Source organism: Nocardiopsis sinuspersici, assembly GCF_001998325.1.
Lineage (GTDB): Bacteria > Actinomycetota > Actinomycetes > Streptosporangiales > Streptosporangiaceae > Nocardiopsis > Nocardiopsis sinuspersici.
Genome location: NZ_MCOK01000001.1, coordinates 5052559 through 5070647 on the forward strand (window position 1 = coordinate 5052559; position 18089 = coordinate 5070647).

General features: G+C 73.1%; 17 protein-coding genes. 6 read left to right on the forward strand and 11 right to left on the reverse strand.

The genetic code is table 11. The annotated features are described in order from the left end of the window. Positions 1–2 precede the first annotated feature (2 nt). Both NOSIN_RS21920 and NOSIN_RS21925 read right to left on the reverse strand, forming a co-directional pair. Positions 3–1178, reverse strand: coding sequence for a substrate-binding domain-containing protein (locus tag NOSIN_RS21920; protein WP_077692544.1), 1176 nt, complete (start codon positions 1176–1178; stop codon positions 3–5). 196 nt (positions 1179–1374) lie between these two features. Further along, complete coding sequence (locus tag NOSIN_RS21925) at positions 1375–1785, reverse strand: YkvA family protein (RefSeq protein ID WP_077692545.1); 411 nt, start codon at positions 1783–1785, stop codon at positions 1375–1377. A gap of 215 nt (positions 1786–2000) precedes the next feature. Here NOSIN_RS21925 and NOSIN_RS21930 point away from each other — a divergent pair, with 215 nt between their 5' ends. Further along, on the forward strand, positions 2001–2192 hold the full coding sequence (locus NOSIN_RS21930; RefSeq protein ID WP_077692546.1) for a hypothetical protein: 192 nt from the start codon (positions 2001–2003) through the stop codon (positions 2190–2192). 196 nt (positions 2193–2388) lie between these two features. Here the strand turns inward: NOSIN_RS21930 and NOSIN_RS21935 are convergent, their stop codons facing one another. Further along, positions 2389–4212 carry a PASTA domain-containing protein gene (locus tag NOSIN_RS21935; protein ID WP_077692547.1) on the reverse strand — a complete coding sequence of 608 codons (1824 nt, stop codon included), beginning with the start codon at positions 4210–4212 and terminating at the stop codon, positions 2389–2391. Between the two features lie 121 nt (positions 4213–4333). On the opposite strand from NOSIN_RS21935, the gene NOSIN_RS21940 reads away from it, so the two are divergent. Next, positions 4334–5302 carry an ADP-ribosylglycohydrolase family protein gene (locus tag NOSIN_RS21940; protein ID WP_077692548.1) on the forward strand — a complete coding sequence of 323 codons (969 nt, stop codon included), beginning with the start codon at positions 4334–4336 and terminating at the stop codon, positions 5300–5302. A gap of 87 nt (positions 5303–5389) precedes the next feature. Further along, on the forward strand, positions 5390–5908 hold the full coding sequence (locus NOSIN_RS21945) for a YbaK/EbsC family protein (protein ID WP_077692549.1): 519 nt from the start codon (positions 5390–5392) through the stop codon (positions 5906–5908). A 114-nt stretch (positions 5909–6022) separates the two neighbouring features. Here the strand turns inward: NOSIN_RS21945 and NOSIN_RS21950 are convergent, their stop codons facing one another. Further along, entirely contained in the window at positions 6023–7129 is a 1107-nt protein-coding gene (locus tag NOSIN_RS21950) for a CU044_5270 family protein (protein ID WP_077692550.1), read from the reverse strand. Next, positions 7126–7743 (reverse strand): RNA polymerase sigma factor, encoded by a 618-nt coding sequence (locus NOSIN_RS21955; protein ID WP_077692551.1) that lies wholly within the window; start codon positions 7741–7743, stop codon positions 7126–7128. The genes NOSIN_RS21950 and NOSIN_RS21955 overlap by 4 nt, the downstream gene beginning before the upstream one ends. Before the next feature lie 267 nt (positions 7744–8010). Here NOSIN_RS21955 and paaZ point away from each other — a divergent pair, with 267 nt between their 5' ends. Further along, positions 8011–10044: a phenylacetic acid degradation bifunctional protein PaaZ gene (paaZ, locus tag NOSIN_RS21960; protein ID WP_077692552.1), complete on the forward strand. Its 2034-nt coding sequence runs from the start codon at positions 8011–8013 to the stop codon at positions 10042–10044. Between the two features lie 231 nt (positions 10045–10275). Further along, positions 10276–11265, forward strand: a complete 990-nt coding sequence (locus NOSIN_RS21965; RefSeq protein WP_077692553.1) for an MBL fold metallo-hydrolase — start codon at positions 10276–10278, stop codon at positions 11263–11265. 15 nt (positions 11266–11280) lie between these two features. On the opposite strand, the gene NOSIN_RS21970 is transcribed toward NOSIN_RS21965, so the two are convergent. From NOSIN_RS21970 to pdhA, 4 genes are all read right to left on the reverse strand, one after another. Then, positions 11281–11640: a VOC family protein gene (locus NOSIN_RS21970; protein ID WP_077692554.1), complete on the reverse strand. Its 360-nt coding sequence runs from the start codon at positions 11638–11640 to the stop codon at positions 11281–11283. An 88-nt stretch (positions 11641–11728) separates the two neighbouring features. After that, positions 11729–13216 carry a dihydrolipoamide acetyltransferase family protein gene (locus NOSIN_RS21975; RefSeq protein WP_077692555.1) on the reverse strand — a complete coding sequence of 496 codons (1488 nt, stop codon included), beginning with the start codon at positions 13214–13216 and terminating at the stop codon, positions 11729–11731. Then, complete coding sequence (locus tag NOSIN_RS21980) at positions 13213–14205, reverse strand: alpha-ketoacid dehydrogenase subunit beta (protein WP_077692556.1); 993 nt, start codon at positions 14203–14205, stop codon at positions 13213–13215. The genes NOSIN_RS21975 and NOSIN_RS21980 overlap by 4 nt, the downstream gene beginning before the upstream one ends. 1 nt (position 14206) lies before the next feature. Then, positions 14207–15292 (reverse strand): pyruvate dehydrogenase (acetyl-transferring) E1 component subunit alpha, encoded by a 1086-nt coding sequence (gene pdhA, locus NOSIN_RS21985; RefSeq protein ID WP_077692557.1) that lies wholly within the window; start codon positions 15290–15292, stop codon positions 14207–14209. 320 nt (positions 15293–15612) lie between these two features. Here pdhA and NOSIN_RS21990 point away from each other — a divergent pair, with 320 nt between their 5' ends. Next, a complete protein-coding gene (locus NOSIN_RS21990) occupies positions 15613–16110 on the forward strand; it encodes a phosphoribosyltransferase (RefSeq protein ID WP_077692558.1) in 498 nt (165 codons plus the stop codon). 4 nt (positions 16111–16114) lie between these two features. On the opposite strand, the gene nrfD is transcribed toward NOSIN_RS21990, so the two are convergent. Beyond that, entirely contained in the window at positions 16115–17194 is a 1080-nt protein-coding gene (gene nrfD, locus NOSIN_RS21995; protein WP_077692559.1) for an NrfD/PsrC family molybdoenzyme membrane anchor subunit, read from the reverse strand. Next, a complete protein-coding gene (locus tag NOSIN_RS22000) occupies positions 17194–18087 on the reverse strand; it encodes a 4Fe-4S dicluster domain-containing protein (protein ID WP_143832973.1) in 894 nt (297 codons plus the stop codon). Before NOSIN_RS22000 ends, nrfD begins: the two co-directional genes overlap by 1 nt. Positions 18088–18089 lie beyond the last annotated feature (2 nt).

Genomic DNA, 18089 nt, shown 5'->3' on the forward strand with positions numbered 1-18089 from the left:
GCCTACTCCGCGACCGCGGGCTCGACGTCCGCGGCGGGGATCTCCGCGACCAGCTCGGGGTGGGCGTCCTCGCCCTCGCCGACCAGCTCGACCTGGTACATGGGCTGGACGAGGGCGTGGTCCTCGGCCCTGATGGTGAGCTCGCCCTTGACCCCGTCGAAGGTCCAGCCCTCCAGAGCGCCGATGCGGTCCTGGACGTCGTCTCCGGCGCCGGCGGCGTGCACGATCATCTGGGCCGCGGTGAAGCCGTCGGGGGTGAAGAGGTCGACGGTGCCGCCCCCGGCCTCGACGGACTCCTTCATGACCTGGGCGAGCTCGGTGTCGGAGGCGCCGTCGAAGTAGTGGGAGAGGAAGGAGATGCTTCCGCCCGCCTCTCCGAAGATCGGGTAGGACGGCTTGATGTCCAGGCCGGTGACGACCTCGGTGGAGTCGAGGATGCCCTGCTGGTCCAGGGACCGCCACATGGCGGAGGCGGTCTCACCCGCCCACGCGACAAAGACCAGGTCGGGCTCGGCCTGGCTGACCTGCTCGGCGAAGGGGGTGAGGTCGGTGGTGTCCGGCGGGGCCAGGACGCTGTCGACGCTGGCGCCCTCCGCTTCGAGGACCTCGGTGACGGCGGAGACGTTGTCCTGTCCGAAGGCGTTCTGCTGGGCGAACACCAGGACCTCCGCCCCCTCGGGGTCCTCCATGAAGGTGCTCGCAGTGAGGATGTCCTGGTAGGTCTGGCGGCCGGAGCGGAAGGTGTGGTCGTTGATCCCGCTGATGGCGTCGGTGGCCGCGGGCCCGGAGACGAAGAGGACGTCGTTCTGCTCGGCGAGCGGGGCGACCTGGACGGCGATGCCGGAGGCGGTGGACCCGGCGATGATGTCGTGGCCGGTGCCGATGAGCTCGCGGGTGGCGGAGACGGCCTTGGTCGGGTCTCCGGCGTCGTCCATGAACTCGACCTCGACGGGGCGGCCGTCGATCTCCATGGTGCCGTCGGTGGCGTGGTCGAGCCCGGCCTCGAATCCCTGCTTGTACTGCTCGCCGTAGCTGGCGAGGGGACCGGTGGCGGAGTAGACGATGCCGACCTTGATGGGCGCGTCCTCGCCTCCCCCGGCGGCCTCACCGGGGCTTCCGCAGGCGGACACGGCGAGGACGACCGCGCAGAAGGCGGCGGTCAGGGGGGTCTTGCGCATTTCTCTCCTCCAGTCGGCACCCGTCTGTCCGACACAACCGCCCGAGCTGGGGGATGGGGTGCCAACCCGAAGGTAGAACCGGGGTGACCCGTTTCACATGTAGCGAGCACATACATTCGGTCCCGAATCGGTGTACGGGGGACCCACATGCGCTGTCAGGACGGGGCTGGAAGTGCTCCGTCCGGCTCCGGCCACGTCAGTCCGCGGAGCGTCCGGCGAGGCGGCGCACGGCCGCCAGACCGTCCGGGGTGCCGGGCCAGTGGCGCTCCAGCGCCTGTTCCCCGGCGTTGCGCACGACCGAGCGCAGGACGAGGGCGACGATGATCGCGTCGTCGGCGTAGCCGAGGACGGGGACGAAGTCGGGCACCAGGTCGACAGGCAGGGCGAGGTAGGCCAGAAGCAGCCACAGCCGCACGCGGACCCCGCGCGGCAGTGCCCGGTCGCGGGCCAGCCGGGACACGAGCCGCAGCAGGTCGGGAAGGAGCCGCACGGCCTCGGCGAGCAGGTTGCCCCGGGGCCGGGCGAGGGCGACGGCGGCCAGCGCGAGCAGCCACAGCAGCACCAGCCCGCCCACGGCGCCCGCGAGGACGCCGACCCAGAGGTCCATCAGGCGGTCCCACGGACGTCACTCGCCACCGGCTTCCGCTCCCCGGCGCATCCGGTGCCGTGGTGGGAGCACCGGTCCGCCGCGTCGCCGGTGGCGGCCGGCGGAGTCCCGGCGGTGCCGGGCGCGTCGAAGGGCTCGGAACGGGTACGGCCGCCGGTGCGGCCGGCTTTCCGCGTCGGCAGACCCCCACAGGGATTCGGACAGGTGATGGGGCAGTGGACAAGAAGAGGCTCGCCCATATCGTTCTCGCCCTCCTGACCAGCGGGTCCGTCCTGCTCGGCGCGTATCTTCCCTTCGCGTGGTCCGGCCTCGCCGGCTACGCCGTGGCCGGTGTCGTCCTGGTGGTGTGGGCAGCCTACGCGGGCCGCCTGTACCAGGAGGACCGGGAGGCGCGCACGACCCGGTGAGGCGGTCCCCGCGTTCGCGGGGTGATCCCATGGGGCTCTCACGGACGACCGGCCTGGTCGACGACGCCGTCGCCGTCCTCCCGGCCCTGGTGGCGTGGCCGGACCGGACGCGGGCGCCGCGGCCGTCCGGCCGCTCACGAAGGCTCCGGGAGGTCCCCCGGCTCCCCCCGGCCCCGACGTCCGTCGAGGGCCGGGATCAGCAGGAGCCCTTGTCCTTCCACGGGTTCCACTCCTCGCTGCCGCCCGGCGGGAAGCCCTGGATCCACCATCGCGCCTCGTACGCGCGGCCCTGGTACCGGACCTGGTCGCCCTCCTCGTAGACGGTGTCCTGGTTCCACTCCGGTGCGTCGCAGGCGTCGCCGGAGTTCTCCCGGTCACCGCGGCCGCCGCCGTTGCCGTGGTCGCCCCGGTCTCCCCGTCCGCCGTCGTCCTCGGAGGGGGAGGCCTCCTCGGACTCCTCCTCTTCCTCCTCGGGCTCCTCCGGTGCGGGGCCGGTGGACACGGTGACGGCGACGGTGCCCTCCTCCGGCAGGATCGTGCCGGGTTCGGGGGTCTGTCCGCTCACCTCGCCCACGGGCGCGGTGTCGTGGTGCTCCTCGGCGACCTCCACGGCCAGGCCGAGCCCGGCCAGCGCGGCGACGGCGTCCTCCTGTGCCATGCCGACCAGGGTGGGGACGATGACGCCCTCGCTCACGTGGAGGACGACGGGTTCCTCGCGGTCCCCCTCCTCGCCCACCCCTGGCTCCGTGGACAGCACGGTGCCCGGCGCCTCCTCGGCGGAGTGCTCCTGGACGATCTCGATGTCGGTGAAGCCGGTCCGGCGCAGCGCGTCGCGCGCCTCGCCCTCGGTTCCGCCGACCACGTCGGGGATCTCGGCGAACTGCGGACCCGCGGAGACCCACAGCAGGACCTCGGCGCCCCGCTCCACCGTGCTCCCCGCGGAGGGCGTGCTCTCGGCGACCGACCCGGGGTCGACGGTGTCGCTGTAGGCCTCGTCGAACCGCACGGCCAGCTCCAGGTCGAGCGCGGCCAGTCGCTCCTCGGCCTCCTCGGTGGAGGTGCCCACGACGTCGGGCAGTTCGACGCTGTCGTCCGGGACCAGCGCCCAGCCGGCCGCGAACAGCACCAGGACCAGCAGGCCCGCGCCGACGAGCACGGGGACGCGCCGCCACAGTGGGACGGGTGCGCCCCGGTCCGCCCGGTGCTCCTCCGGTACGTCGGTGATGATCGGGATCGGCCTGGTGTCGTCGGCGGCGAGGTCGGCCGGGGAGCCGGAGAGCGACCGCAGCACCTGTTCGACGACGGTGAGGTACTGGCCCGCGTCGCGTGGGCGGTAGCGCGGGTTGGGGTCGGTGGCGTTGGCGACCAGCATGTCCAGGTCCGACGGCGACTCTGGGACGACGGACGAGAGCCGCAGAGAGTGGACGTCCGGTGCGACGGACACACCGGTGATCAGTGTGTACAGGAGCCGCCCGACGGCGTGCACGTCGGTGTGGGTCTCCGGACCGGCGTCCTCCGCGGCGTCGAAGAGCAGGGGGAAGCCGGTGACCCGCACCCCGCCCTCGCCGTCCACCACGACCTTGTCCAGGTCCAGTTCACCGTGCACGGTCCCCGCCCCGTGGGCGACGTCGAGGGCGGTGAGCATCCCGGCCACGATGGTCAGGGCCACGTGCGGCGGGTAGCGGAGGCCTCCCTCGCCCAGCGCGTGGGCGAGGGTCTCCCCCTGCAGGTACTCGGTGACCGCGTACACGTGGTCGCCGTCGCGCCCTCGGCCGAGGGTCCGCGCGAGCCCCGGGTGGGAGAGCTCCTCCAGGGTCTGGGCGCGTTCCAGGAACGCGTGCACGGCGCCGTGGTCGTGCACCAGCCACGGGTACATGACGGTGACCGTGACGGTCTGGTCGGCGCTGAGGTCGTGCGCGACGTGGACGGTTCCCGAGGCACCGCTGCGGAGACGTTTGCCGAGGATGTAGCGCTCGTGCAGCGTGATACCGAAGAGGGGGTCGGGAGCGGGGGTCTCCATGCGAGGAATTCTATGTCCCCAAGTCCTGACATATCGCCCGCTATCAGGCCGAATGCGGACAGGGAATGCCCGATAAGGTCAACTCGCAGCACCCCCGGTACCGAAACGTTGCGAGGCCCCTGTGAACCTTCCCCTTCCCGGAACGACGGACGACCGCGTGGTCGGAGTCCTGCTCGGCTCCGCGTGCGGCGACGCCCTCGGCGTGCCCTACGAGTTCGGGCCGAGGCTGGCCGAGGACCGGGTGCCGGAGATGGCCGGGGGCGGGCTCGGCCCCTACGAGCCGGGGGAGTACTCCGACGACACCCAGATGGCGGTGTGCATCGCCCGGGCCCTGCGAGACCACGGCGACCCCGTGTCGGCGGAGGCCCTGCGCCGGACCGCCGACGCCTTCCTGCGCTGGGCGAACGACGGCGCCTCCGACATCGGCAACCAGACCGCGTGGGTGATGCGCCGCTCCGGGCACGCCCTCGGGCGGCCCGAGGTCGCCAAGGTGATGGAGCGTGCGGCGGCGGACCGCTTCGCCGACGGGGTGCCGAGCGCGGGGAACGGGTCGCTCATGCGCACGGGCCCGCTGGCGCTGGCCTACCCGGACGACCCCCGGGGCCTGGCCGTGGCCGCCGACCGCTACAGCCGTCTCACCCACGGCGACCCGCTGGCCTCCGAGGCGTGCGTGCTGTGGTGCGAGGGGATCCGGTACGCGGTCGCGCACGCCGACCTGTCCGGAGTACGCGCGGGCCTAGACCTGCTGCCGCGGGACCGGCGCGGAGTGTGGGCGGCGTGGCTGGACGAGGCCGAGGAGCGGCCGCCGCACGCCTTCAGCCCGAACGGGTTCGTGGTGAGGGCCTTGCAGGCGGCGTGGTCGGCCGTCGTGCGCGGCGACTTCACGACCGCGCTGCGGGCCGCCGTGCGGGCGGGCGACGACACCGACACCGTGGCGGCCATCGCCGGGGCGCTGCTGGGCGCGCGGTGGGGTGCGAGCGCGATCCCCCGGGAGTACCTGGACGCGGTGCACGGCTGGCCCGGATACCGGGCCGACGGGCTCTCCGAGCTGGCGCTCGGTGTCGCGGGGCGACGGGCGGGGAAGCGCTAGCCTGGCCCTGTCCCCTCCTCGGAGCCTTGCGCGGGGAGGGCTTTCGACGACTTCCGACCGACCTTCTCGACGACATCGAGGTATGCCATGTCCGGTGAACTGAACTGGGTACGGGCGGACCAGCACCCGGAGCTGCTGGCCGACACGGTCCTGGCCGCGGTGCGGGGACGCGACGACGTGCGGGTGGCGGAGATCGACCCGGAGCTCGCGGACACGGCGGAGTTCTGCGAGCGGTACGGGATGCCCATGGAGACCAGCGCGAACTGCGTGGTGGTCGCCGCCAAGCGCGGCGGCGAGGTGTCCTACGCGGCGTGCATGGTGCCGGCCACCCGGCGCGCCGACGTCAACGGGACCGTCCGCCGCCACCTGGGCGCCCGCAAGGCCTCGTTCGCCCCCATGGACGAGGCCACCGGGCTGACCGGCATGGAGTACGGCGGCATCACGCCGTTCGGCCTGCCGGAGGGATGGCCGGTCCTGGTGGACGAGGCCGTCGCCGCCGGGGGCGATGTGGTCGTGGGCAGCGGGGTGCGCCGCTCCAAGCTCCTGGTGCCCGGCAAGCTGCTCGCCGACCTCCCGGGCGCCGAGGTCCTGGCACTGACCAGGTAGTGGCGCCGGTGCGCCGGGAGGCCGGGGCACGCCCCCCGACAAGTGTCGACACGTCGATCAGCGGACCCGTCGCCACGCCGGTGCGGACGCCGGCATGGCGACGAGTCGTCCCCGTCAGTCCTGTGAGGGGGTGTCCCCGACCTCCGGCACCCACGCGGACTCGACCAGGACCGTGTACTGGTTCACCTGCGGCAGGTCCACGTCCGGCACGGAGTCCGACTCCACGGCGACCGTCTCGTGGTAGAGCGGCATGCCCGTGTCGGGGTCGAACATGATCCGCCGCTCCAGGACGTAGCCGTCCCCGGCGTCCTCCTCGACCAGGAACAGCTCGCCCTCACGGCCCTCGCGGTCCCTGGCCGTGCCCGCGTACAGCACGTCGTCGTGTCCGGCCAGGGCCCGCAGCGCGGCGGCCTGCACACCGGGGTCGACCGGGGCCTCCTCGTACAACTGCTGGAGGGCGTACACGAGTGCGACCGCGGTGGAGGGGTCCGCCGACACGGCGGCGGTGTGGCCGCCGCCCCCGACGAGCTGGTCCGCCAGCCGTCCGGGGTCGGCGGACAGGTCACCGGGCCTCCAGGTGAAGAACATGCCGTTCCCCCCCTCGCCGCCGCCCCACTCGAACTCCTCGGTCCCCTGGTCGAAGAGCCACCGGACCGGGTCGCGGTCGCCGCCCAGGTGCTCGGGCATGCTCGGGGTCGAGACGCTGCGCCCGGACTCGTGGGGGGTGCGCCACACCTGCTCGTTCGTCGGGACGATCCCCCAGCCCTCCTCGCCGGTGTCGGCGTCCTGGGAGTAGGTGAGGGTCCACCGCACGGTGCGCACGTAGGCGACGTCCCCGTTCCTCGGCGGCGGGGGCTGTTCCCCGGCGGTCTCCGCCAGGGCGAGGAGGTGCTCGCGCCCCTCGGACAACTCGGTCATGGGGGCCTCCAGGGGCGTGGGGGGCGGTCCGGCGTACGCGGGCTGGGCGGCGTTCCAGCCGAGGGGGACGACCACGGCCACGGCGGCGAGCGCGGCGGCGGCGCTCAGGACGGGTCGGAGCAGGGGCCGCCCCGGGAGCAGGCCGCGGACTCCGCGCCGGTGGTGGCCCGAGGCGATCACCTCGACGCGGGAGAGCTCCCTGGCCGCGGGGCTCGCGTGGACGGAGGCGGCGGGGTCGTGTGCGGCGAGCAGTTCGCGCATGGCGCCGATGTCGTCGCCGGGGCCGGTGCGGGTACGGTTCACTTCTTCTCCACGGTGACTCGGACGTGTGCGGGACTCCTGCGGGCCTCCGCCGGGCGGGCGCCGGCCGGAAGCGGGGGCTCCGGGGGAGAGGAGTCCAGGAAGCGCTCGATCCGGCGGCGCGCCCGGTGCAGGCGCACGCGCGCGGTGGCCGTGGTGCAGCCCAGGACCCGGGCCGCGTCGCGCAGCTCCAGCCCCTCCCAGGCCAGGAGCATCACCAGCTCGCGGTCCGTGGCGCTGAGCCGGTCCAGGGCGCGCAGAGCGGTGTCGCGCTCCTCCACCTGGTGGACGGTGTCCGGAGCCTTCGGGCCCCGGTCTCCGCCCTCGTGGACCAGCACCTCGCCGTGCCGCCTGTCATGGCGCCGCCGGGCGCGGACGACGTTGCGCGCCACCCCGTAGAGCCAGGGGAGGGGCTGGTCCTTGGGCAGGCGGTCGTACCTGCGCCAGGCGACGCCGAAGGTCTCGGCGGCGACGTCGTCCGCGCAGTCCGCGCCCATACGGCGCACGGCGTAGCGGTAGACGTCGTCGTAGTGCCGCTCGAAGAACCTGGTGAACTCCCCCTTCAACGATCCCTCCGGATCCGTGTCCGTCGATCCCGGGTCCGTGTCACTGTTCATCGGCTTCCTTCCGTGCGGTCTCACCCTCCTTCTGTCCGGCGGGTCCTGCTTGTTACAGCATCGGTCCGTTTTTCTCGCAGGTCACACGGAGGGGGTCCGCGGGGCGGTACCCGTGCCGGTACCGGGCCGCGGACCCTCCCGGCTTCGCGCCGGGGACGGGGAAACACCAGTTGGGACGCGGTGCGCTCCTTCCCGCACTATTTACTGACCGATCGGTCTGTAATACTGTTCGAGCAAGAGAGCACAGCCCGAGGAGAGGACCGTCAGGTGTCCGAAACACTGCAGAGCTACGCGCGGGGGGCGTGGTTCACCCCCGCGGACGAGGGCTCGCCCCTGGCCGACGCGAACACCGGCGAGACCGTCGCCCGCATCTCGGCCAACGGCCCCGACGTCGCCGGGATGGTGGACCACGCGCGCCGCGTCGGCGGTCCCGCGCTGCGCGCGCTCACCTTCCACCAGCGCGCGAACCTCCTCAAGGAGGTCGCCAAGCACCTGATGGAGTACAAGGAGGAGTTCTACGCGCTCTCCCACCGGACCGGTGCGACCAGGCGCGACACCGCCGTGGACGTGGACGGCGGGTTCGGCACGCTCTTCAGCTTCTCCAGCAAGGGCCGCCGCGAGCTGCCCAACTCCACCGTCATCCTCGACGGGCCCCTGGAGCAGCTCGGCAGGCAGGGCACGTTCGTCGGCCAGCACGTGTACACGTCCCGTCCGGGCGTGGCCGTGCAGATCAACGCGTTCAACTTCCCGGTGTGGGGCATGCTGGAGAAGCTCGCCCCCGCCTTCCTCGCCGGGATGCCGAGCATCGTCAAGCCCGCCGGGCAGACCGCCTACCTCACCGCCGCGGTCGTGCGGCGGATGGTCGAGTCCGGGCTGTTGCCGGAGGGCTCCCTCCAGCTCCTCGTCGGCAGCCACAGGGGACTGCTCGACAACCTGGGCCCGCAGGACGTCGTGGGCTTCACCGGCTCCGCCGCCACCGGCGCCATCCTGCGCAACCACCCGAACGTGGTCAGCGGCGGCGTGCAGCTCAACGTCGAGGCCGACTCCCTCAACTGCTCGATCCTCGGTCCCGACGTGTCCGAGCAGGACCCCGAGTTCGACCTGTTCGTCAAGCAGGTCGTCACCGAGATGACCGTCAAGGCCGGACAGAAGTGCACCGCCATCCGCCGGGTGATCGTGCCCGAGTCGATGGCCGACGCCGTCGTCGGGGCCCTGACCGACCGGTTGTCCAAGGTGGTCGTGGGCGCGGCGGACCACCCGGACGCGCGCATGGGCGCCCTGGTCTCGCTCGGCCAGCGCGAGGAGGTCCGCAAGGCGGTCAAGGCGCTGCGCGCCTCCAGCGAGATCGTCCACGGCGACCCCGAGGACGTGGAGGTCGTCGGCGCCGACGCCGAGGCCGGCGCGTTCATGTCCCCGATCCTGCTGCGCGCCGAGCCCGGCGCCCGGGAGCCGCACGAGGTGGAGGCCTTCGGACCGGTCAGCACCGTGATCACCTACGACGGCGTCGCCGAGGCCGTGGAACTGGCCGCGCGCGGCAGCGGCAGCCTGGTGGGCTCGGTGGTCACCAACGACCCGGACGTGGCCCGCGAGGTCGTCCTGGGCGTCGCGCCCTGGCACGGGCGCGTCCTGGTGCTCAACCGGGACGACGCCAAGGAGTCCACCGGCCACGGCTCACCGCTGCCCGTCCTGGTGCACGGCGGTCCCGGCCGCGCCGGCGGCGGCGAGGAGATGGGCGGCGTGCGCGGCGTCAAGCACCACATGCAGCGCACCGCCGTGCAGGCGTCACCGGACATGGCCACCGCGATCACCGGCCACTGGACCACGGGGTCGAAGCGCACCGTGGACGACGTTCACCCGTTCCGCAAGGACCTGTCGCAACTGCGGATCGGCGACACGATCCGGTCGGCGGAGCGCACCGTCACCCGCGCCGACATCGACCACTTCGCCGAGTTCACCGGTGACACCTTCTACGCGCACACCGACGAGGAGGCCGCCGCCGCCAACCCCCTGTTCGGCGGGATCGTGGCGCACGGCTACCTGGTGGTGTCGCTGGCGGCGGGCCTGTTCGTGGACCCGGCGCCGGGCCCGGTGCTGGCCAACTTCGGCGTGGACAACCTGCGCTTCCTCACCCCCGTGAAGGAGGACGCCACCATCCGGGTGACGCTGACCGCCAAGCAGATCACGCCGCGCACGAACGCCGACTACGGCGAGGTGCGCTGGGACGCCCTGGTCACCGACCAGGACGGCGAGGCCGTGGCCACCTACGACGTGCTCACCCTGGTCGCCAAGGGCGGGGAGTAGACAGGTAGACGAGTCGGTCTGTCGACAAGGCGTCCTGTCGCCACACCACCGTGGCGACAGGGCGCCGCGTCGTTTCCGGGTGCCCCGGCCCGGCGGCGGCCGGGCGGGCGGACCAACCCTGCGGGACCGAACCGGAGACGGGCGGGCGGCATCGTACGGCGGTGGGAGCGAGAGACCGTTCCGGCTCCCCCCGCCACCATTCCTTCCCCGGTGACCAGCAGGAGGACCACCGTGAAACCACCGTCCCCCCGTGAGGACAGCAGCGACGACCTCTCCCGGCGCCGCTTCGCCCGGCTCGCCGTCGTCGGGCTCGCGGCCGGCGCCGGGGCGGTCGGCCTCACCCCGCCGCCCGCGGCCGCCGCGACGGACGGCCAGTGCTACTACGACCGTGCGGGCAGGCTGGCAGGGGAGGACCCGGTCCTTCGGAACCTCGTCCGGGCGCTGACCCCCGGCACCGCTCCTCCCGAACTGGCCGCCCCGGCCCCGGTGAGGCTGTTCGACGACCTGGCCATGCTGAGCGTGGGATTCGTGCACGCCATGGCGGTCCTCACCGACGACGGGATCGTGCTGATCGACGCGCTCAGGTCCCCCGAGGACGCCGAGAACGTGATCGTCCCGGGGCTGCGCGAACTGGGAGCCGATCCGGAGGCGATCAAGTACGTCGTCGTCACACACGGCCACTACGACCACTTCGGCGGGGCGCAGTACCTCGCCGACCGCTACGGGGCACGCGTACTGATGTCGCCGGCCGACTGGGACCTCGTCGAACGCACCCGGCCGGAGCACGCCCCCACCCGGGATCTGGAGATCACGGACGGCCAACGCCTCACCCTCGGCGACACGACCCTCCGCCTGTACGCCACCCCCGGCCACACCGCGGGCACCGTCTCGCCCATCCTCCCCGTACGGACGGGCTCCGAGAGCCATACGGCCATGCTGTGGGGAGGCACCCGACCGGCCGGGACGCTCGCGGAACTGCACACCTACCTGGCGTCCGTCCGCTCGTTCCGCACCCGGATGCGCAGGGCCGGGGTGGACGTGGAACTGGTCAACCACCCCGTCGACGACGGGCTCGCGCGCGCCGAACAGGTCCGCGACGATCCCGGTGGGGACAACCCCTTCGTGCTCGGCCGACGGCGGACCGACCGGTTCATGGAGGTGCTGGACCTCATGCTGCGCGGCTGGATCTCCGACGCCGAGGCCCGGGAGGGCGAGGAGTAGGCGGGCCGCCCGCCGTCAGCGGGCGGCCGGCGCCACCAGGCAGAACTCGTTGCCCTCGGGGTCGGACAGCACCTGGAAGGTCCCCTGCTCGTCGGTGACCGGACCGCCTCTCCGACGGGCTCCCCCGGCGACGGCCGCGTCGGCGGCCGCGGCGATGTCGTCCACGCGCACGTCCAGGTGGATGCGGTTGCGCCCGCCCTTCGGCTCGGGGTCGGGCTGGAAGGACAGCCGGGGCCTCCCCTCGGCGCCCTCCACGTGGGCCCACCCATCGGGCCTCGCCACCGGCTCACCGCCCAGCACGAAGGCCCAGAATCGGGCGAGGAGGTAGGGCTCGGCGGCGTTGACGACCCATTGGTCCATGGTTCCCACGGTCATGGCGCCCGAGCCTGGCCGAGGCCGGTGGACCCGGGCGAGAGAGCGCCCCGGGGTGCCGACTCCCCGGGGCGCTCGTTCACGGCCGCGCCTACATGCGGGCGATGGCCGCGGCCGGGTCCTCCATCGCGTCGGCGACCACGCGCATGAAGCCCGCGGCGGCACCGCCGTCGCACACGCGGTGGTCGAAGGCGAACGACAGTTGCGTGATCTTGCGGACGGTCAGCTCGCCGTCCACCACCCAGGGGCGGTCCATGATCCGGCCCAGGCCGAGGATCGCCACCTGCGGGTGGTTGATGATGGCGGCGCTGCCGTCCACCCGCAGCGACCCGTAGTTGTTGAGGGTGAAGGTGCCGCCGGTCATCTCGGCCGGGGACATCCTGCCCTCCCGGGCCGCGGCGGTGACCCGCCTGATCTCCGCGTCGAGTTCCAGCGTGGTGAGCCGGTGCGCGCCCATGACGGCCGGGGCGACCAGGCCCCGGTCGCTCTGCACGGCCAGGCCCAGGTTCACGCCGTCGTACTGCACCAGCTCGCCGCGCTCGGTGTCCACCAGCCCGTTGAGCTCGGGATGGGCGCGCAGGCCGGCGAGCACGAACCGGGCCACGTAGGACAGCAGTCCGGGCCCGGACGGCTGGGACCGGCGCAGGCGGACCAGTTCGGTCGCGTCCACGTCAACCCAGACGGTCGCCTCGGGGATCTCCCTGCGGCTGCGGGACAGCGAAGCGGCGACGCTCCTGCGGAATCCGTTCATGGGCTCGCGCCGGGACTCGGCCAGCCCCGTGCGCGCGTCCACGGCACCCGCCGGAACGGGAGCCGGCGCGGCCGGCGTGTGCTCCACGGAGGGTTCGTCGGCGGGCGCGGCCGGGGACCGCGTGGCCGAAGACCGCGCGGCATCGATGGCGGCGCGCACGTCGCGCCGGGTGATGAGCCCGCCCGGACCGCTTCCGGGGACCTCGGAGATCCGCAGTCCGGCCTCGCGCGCCATCTGCCGGACCAGCGGCGAGGTGACCAGAGGGGGACGCGTGGCGGCGGGGGCCGGTGCGCCGTTCCCGGACACGGGCGCCGAAGCCGAAGCGGGCGTAGTCCCGGGCCCGTCGGACTGGACGGGCTGAGCCGGCTGGGCCGGGCGCGCGGGCGGGCGGTTGCGCGGACGGCGGCGGCGTCCCGAGGCCTGCGCCTCGGGTGTGCCGTAGCCGATCAGCACGTTCCCCGACCCTGACCCGGCGCGCTCCTCCTCGCGGTAGCGCTCCTCCGCCGACACCGGTGCGGCGGGGCCGGATCCGGCCGGGGCCTCAGACCCGGCGTCGCTCCCCGCCACGGCGGCGGGCTCGTCGGCGGAGCCGTCGGCCACGCTGATCAGGGGGCCGCCCACCTCCAGGACCTGGCCCTCCTCGCCGTGCAGTGTGCTGACCGTGCCGGCGAACGGGGAGGGGACCTCCACGATCGACTTGGCGGTCTCCACCTCCACGACCGGCTGGTCCACGGCCACGGTGTCGCCGACGGCGACGAGCCACCGCACCACCTCGGCCTCGGTGAGTCCCTCCCCCAGGTCGGGGAGGTCGAAGGTCCGCGTCGTCACTGGTCCTCCCACTGAAGGTCGTCGACGGCGTCCAGGATCCGGTCCACGCCCGGCAGCTGGAAGCGCTCCAGCTTCGGCGGCGGGAAGGGAATGTCGAAGCCGGTGACGCGGCGCACCGGCGCGGCCAGGGAGTGGAAGCAGCGCTCGGTCACCCGCGCGACGATCTCCGAGGCGACGCTGGCGTACCCGCTGGCCTCGGCGACCACGACCGCGCGTCCGGTGGAGCGCACCGCCTCGCACACGGTGGCGTCGTCGAAGGGGACGAGGGAGCGCGCGTCCACCACCTGGAGGCTGCGGCCCTCCTGCGCGGCGGCCTCGGCGGCCTCCAGCGCGGTGGGCACCGACGGCCCGTAGGCGATGAGGGTGGCGTCGGTGCCGGGACGGCGCACCACGGCCCTGCCGATGGGCGGCTCGGGGGTCGACAGGTCGACCTCGTCCTTGCCCCAGTACAGCTTCTTGGGCTCCATGAAGACGACCGGGTCGTCGGAGGCGATCGCGTCGCGCAGCAGGAAGTAGGCGTCGGCGGGCGTGGACGGGGCGACCACGGTCAGGCCCGGCGTGTGCGCGTAGTAGGCCTCGGAGGAGTCGCAGTGGTGCTCGACACCGCCGATCCCGCCCGCGTAGGGGACGCGGATGACCATGGGCAGCCCGACCCGGCCGCGGGTGCGGTTGCGGGTCTTGGCCACGTGGCTGACGATCTGCTCGAAGGCCGGGTAGGCGAACGCGTCGAACTGCATCTCCACGACGGGGCGCATGCCGTTCATCGCCATGCCGACGGCCATGCCGACGATGCCGGACTCCGCGAGCGGGGTGTCGAAGCAGCGGTCCTCGCCGAACTCGGCGGTGAGGCCGTCGGTGACGCGGAAGACGCCGCCGAGGGGCCCGACGTCCTCACCGAACACGTACACCGCCTCGTCCTCGGCCATGGCGTCGCGCAGGGCGCGGTTGAGGGCCTGCGCCATGGAGAGCTTGGTGGGGTCGGTCGCCATGTCAGTTGCCCTCTCTGCTCAGTTCGTCGGCCAGGAAGGCGGCCTGTTCGTCCAACTGCGGCGTGGGGGTGGCGAACACGTGCGCGAACAGCTCCGCGGGGTCGGGGTCGACGTCCTTCGAGACGCCCTCGCGCATGGCGGTGGCCACGGCCTCCGCCCTCTCGGTGATCTCGGCCTTCCGGGCCTTGGTGAGCAGGCGCTTGCGCTTGAGGTAGGCCTCCATGCGCAGCAGCGGGTCACGTGCCTCCCAGGGGTCGACCTCCTCCTTGCTGCGGTACCGGCTCGCGTCGTCGGCGTTGGTGTGCGCCTGCATCCGGTAGGTGTGCGCCTCCACCAGCTGGGGGCCCTCACCGGTCCGGGCGGCGGCCACCGCGCGGTCCAGCACGGCGAGCACGGCGGGGGTGTCGTTGCCGTCCACCCGCTCGGCGTTCATCCCGTAGCCGACGCCCTTGTGCGCCAGCGACGGGGCGGCGCTCTGCCGGGCCAGTGGCACGGAGATGGCGTACTCGTTGTTCTGCACGAAGAACACCACCGGGGCCCGGAACACGGCCGCGAAGTTCAGCGCCTCGTGGAAGTCGCCCTCGCTGGTGGCCCCGTCGCCGCACAGCGCCATGACCACCGTGTCCTCGCCCCGCAGGCGGGCGGCGTGCGCGACGCCCACCGCGTGCAGCAGTTGGGTGGCCAGCGGCGTCGCCTGCGGCGCCACCCTGTGCGCGTAGGGGTCGTAGCCCGCGTGCCAGTCGCCCTTGAGCAGGGTGAGGACCTCCACCGGGTCCACGCCGCGCGCGATCACGGCGGCGGTGTCGCGGTAGGTCGGAAACAGCCAGTCCCCCTCCGCCAGGGCCAGGGCCGCGCCCGTCTGGCAGGCCTCCTGCCCGTGTGAGGAGGGGTAGACGGCCAGGCGGCCCTGGCGTACGAGGGCGCCGGCCTGGTCGTTGACCCGGCGGCCGATCACCAGGGAGGTGTACGCGGCGAGCAGCCGGTCCCGGTCCGGGAACGGCAGGGAGGCCCCGGCCACCGGGCTCCCGGTCTCGTCGAGCAGCCGCACCGGTTGCTCGGAGGGGAGAAGGTCCCGGTCGTCAGCCATGGCTTCCAACCTCCTGTGTCAGAGAGATGTGTTCAGACACATGGTGGTATTTATTGCCATCTGTTCGCCACAACAGCGCAAAATTCAAGAAAACGTCGAGTTTTTGCGGCTCTTTTCTGGCCATCCGTCTACGTGTGTGACCCAGAACACCCGCCCGCGTGGACAAGTGGCCGAGCGTCCCTCCCCGGTCCGCGTGCGGAGCCGGGCCCGGAGGACGACGCAGGCCACGGCGGCCGTCGCTAAGGTGGATCGGTACCGCGCCGCCTCCGGCGGAGCCTCCCCGCGGTGCGCACCACACCACCGGGAAAGAGGGGAAACCCGTGAGCGACGAGCGCGAGAACCTGAGCTACGAGCTCTTCGGCACCGCGATCCGCGACCTGGCCCGCACCATCGCCGACGACGGGTTCGAACCCGACATGATCCTGTCCATCGCGCGCGGCGGCCTCTTCGTCGCCGGTGGCCTGGGGTACGCGCTGGACGTCAAGAACCTGCACGTCATGAACGTGGAGTTCTACACCGGGGTCGGCACCACGCTCGACATGCCCGTCATGCTGCCCCCGGTCCCCAACCTGGTCGACCTCAGCAGCAAGAAGGTCCTCGTCGCCGACGACGTCGCCGACACAGGGAAAACCCTCAAGCTCGTCCACGACTTCTGCGCCGAGCACGTCGCCGAGGTACGCAGCGCCGTGATCTACGAGAAGCCGCGGTCACTGGTCAGGTGCGAGTACGTCTGGAAGCACACCGACCGGTGGATCAACTTCCCCTGGTCGGTGGAGCCGCCCGTGGTCTCCCGCCCGGACCAGGTCCGCGACGCCTGACCCCTCAGTCCCCCGGCCCCCGCGCCGGGGGAGCGGAGGCGGCCTCCCCCTCCGCCTCCCGTTCGGCCAGCCGGCGGCGCTGCGGTACCACCGTGTACTTGGGATCGGCGGCGGACTGCTTCCCGGCGTGGAAGACCCCCAGGCGGGTGCAGGCCGACCCGGCGAGCAGGGCCGCGCCGCTCAGCGCGGAGGCCGTGCGGCTCCGGCGGCCGAGCACCGCGCCGGCGGCCCCGGCCAGGGTGAGCGCCTTGGCGGTGCGGACGAACGCCCCCGCACGGCCCCGGCGGTAGGGCTCGCCGGACAGGCCCATCCGGTACTCCATGGCGCTGGAGACCGCCGTCTCCACCAGGGCGCCGCCCACGGCCGCGCGGCGCGCGGGCCCGCTCTGCGCCAGGGGAGCGGTGGCCAGGCCCATCCCGCCCGCCGCGGAGACGGCGGAGGCGGCGAACACGAACGGCATGTACCGGTAGCCGTCGTGCCAGGAGGGCACGGCGGTGTCGCAGACCAGCGGTGCCGTGTAGGTGGCGACCAGCGGCCCCACCGCCGCGGCGCCGAGAGTGGCCGCGCGGCCGATCCGGGGGAACCACCCGGTGGCGGAGGTCACCGCGGCGACCCCGGCGAGGGGGCCGTAGGCCATCAGGGTCCACGATCCGACGCTCATCGGCGAGGTCGGCTTGAACACCCGCAGCATGTTGAGGAAGCGCTCGGGCCGTCCCAGGTCGTGGATGAGCGCGGCCGTGGAACCGGAGATCGCGCCCAGGGCGGCGTACTTCAGCGGCCGGGCCAGGTCCGGGCGTCCGGTCAGCTCGGCACCGGCGGCGAGCACCGACGAGGCACCGGCCAGCCCGCCCAGGAACAGGTACCCGCCGACGTCGGGGGCCTCCCACACGATCTGGTTGATGATCGGCTTGCCGTAGTAGGAGCGGAACTCGGCGTCGGGCACCCGTGTGGCCTCCCCGCGCCTCCCGCGGCCGCCGCGCCGGCGCCGCTGCTCCTCACCGACGACGTCGGCGGCCCCCGTGATCGCCTCCCGTCCGGGGCGCTCTCCGCGGATGCCCTCCTTGGTCACGTCCGACGTGTTCATCAGCGCCTCCCCGCGAAGGTCGCGGCCACTCCGACCAGCAGCGCGGCGGCCGCGACACCGGCGTGCCTCCACATCGACGGCAGGTCCCGGGTGGTCACCACCGGGTCCGGCGGCAGCCCGTAGACCTCGGGCTCGTCCAGCAGCAGGAAGAACGCGCCCGCGCCGTCCACCCCGTCCGACGGATCCTCGCCGTACAGGCGGGCGGAGGACACCCCGGCCTCGTGGAGGTCCTCCACGCGCTTCTCGGCGCGCTCGCGGAGCTCGTCGAGGTCGCCGAACTGGATCGAGTCCGTGGGGCACGCCTTGGCGCAGGCGGGTTCCAGCCCGTCGCCGAGCCGGTCGTAGCACAGGGTGCACTTCCAGGCCCGGCCGTCGTCCCCACGCCGGTCGATGACCCCGTAGGGGCAGGCGGGAACGCAGTACCCGCAGCCGTTGCAGATGTCCTCCTGCACCACCACCGTGTCGAACTCGGTGCGAAACAGCGCGCCGGTCGGGCACACGTCCAGGCAGGCGGCGCTGGTGCAGTGCTTGCACACGTCCGAGGACATCAGCCAGCGGAACTCGCCCCGTTCGTCGGCGCCGGAGGCGGCGCCGGGCAGCTCGAAGGACGGCATCCCCAGGTCGACGGCTCCGGGCCGCCCGACACCGGGCTCCTGGAAGCCGAGGGGCTCACGCTGTTCGACGAAGGCCACATGGCGCCACGTGTCGGCGCCCAGTCCCCCACTGTTGTCGAACGACATCGCCGTGAAGTTCAGGCCGTCCTCGGGAACCATGTTCCATTCCTTGCAGGCGACCTCGCAGGCCTTGCACCCGATGCACACGCTGGTGTCGGTGAAGAAGCCGACGCGCTCCGGCCCGCCGCCCCCGGTCCTCTCCCGGTTCTCCCCGTCCACGC

Excerpts from the sequence above, each read along its gene's own strand:
- NOSIN_RS21920 (WP_077692544.1), bottom strand. The coding sequence starts at position 1,178 with ATGCGCAAGACCCCCCTGACCGCCGCCTTCTGCGCGGTCGTCCTCGCC.
- NOSIN_RS21925 (WP_077692545.1), bottom strand. The coding sequence starts at position 1,785 with ATGGACCTCTGGGTCGGCGTCCTCGCGGGCGCCGTGGGCGGGCTGGTG.
- NOSIN_RS21935 (WP_077692547.1), bottom strand. The coding sequence starts at position 4,212 with ATGGAGACCCCCGCTCCCGACCCCCTCTTCGGTATCACGCTGCACGAG.
- NOSIN_RS21945 (WP_077692549.1), top strand. The coding sequence starts at position 5,390 with ATGTCCGGTGAACTGAACTGGGTACGGGCGGACCAGCACCCGGAGCTG.
- NOSIN_RS21955 (WP_077692551.1), bottom strand. The coding sequence starts at position 7,743 with ATGAACAGTGACACGGACCCGGGATCGACGGACACGGATCCGGAGGGA.
- NOSIN_RS21970 (WP_077692554.1), bottom strand. The coding sequence starts at position 11,640 with ATGACCGTGGGAACCATGGACCAATGGGTCGTCAACGCCGCCGAGCCC.
- NOSIN_RS21980 (WP_077692556.1), bottom strand. The coding sequence starts at position 14,205 with ATGGCGACCGACCCCACCAAGCTCTCCATGGCGCAGGCCCTCAACCGC.
- pdhA (WP_077692557.1), bottom strand. The coding sequence starts at position 15,292 with ATGGCTGACGACCGGGACCTTCTCCCCTCCGAGCAACCGGTGCGGCTG.
- nrfD (WP_077692559.1), bottom strand. The coding sequence starts at position 17,194 with ATGAACACGTCGGACGTGACCAAGGAGGGCATCCGCGGAGAGCGCCCC.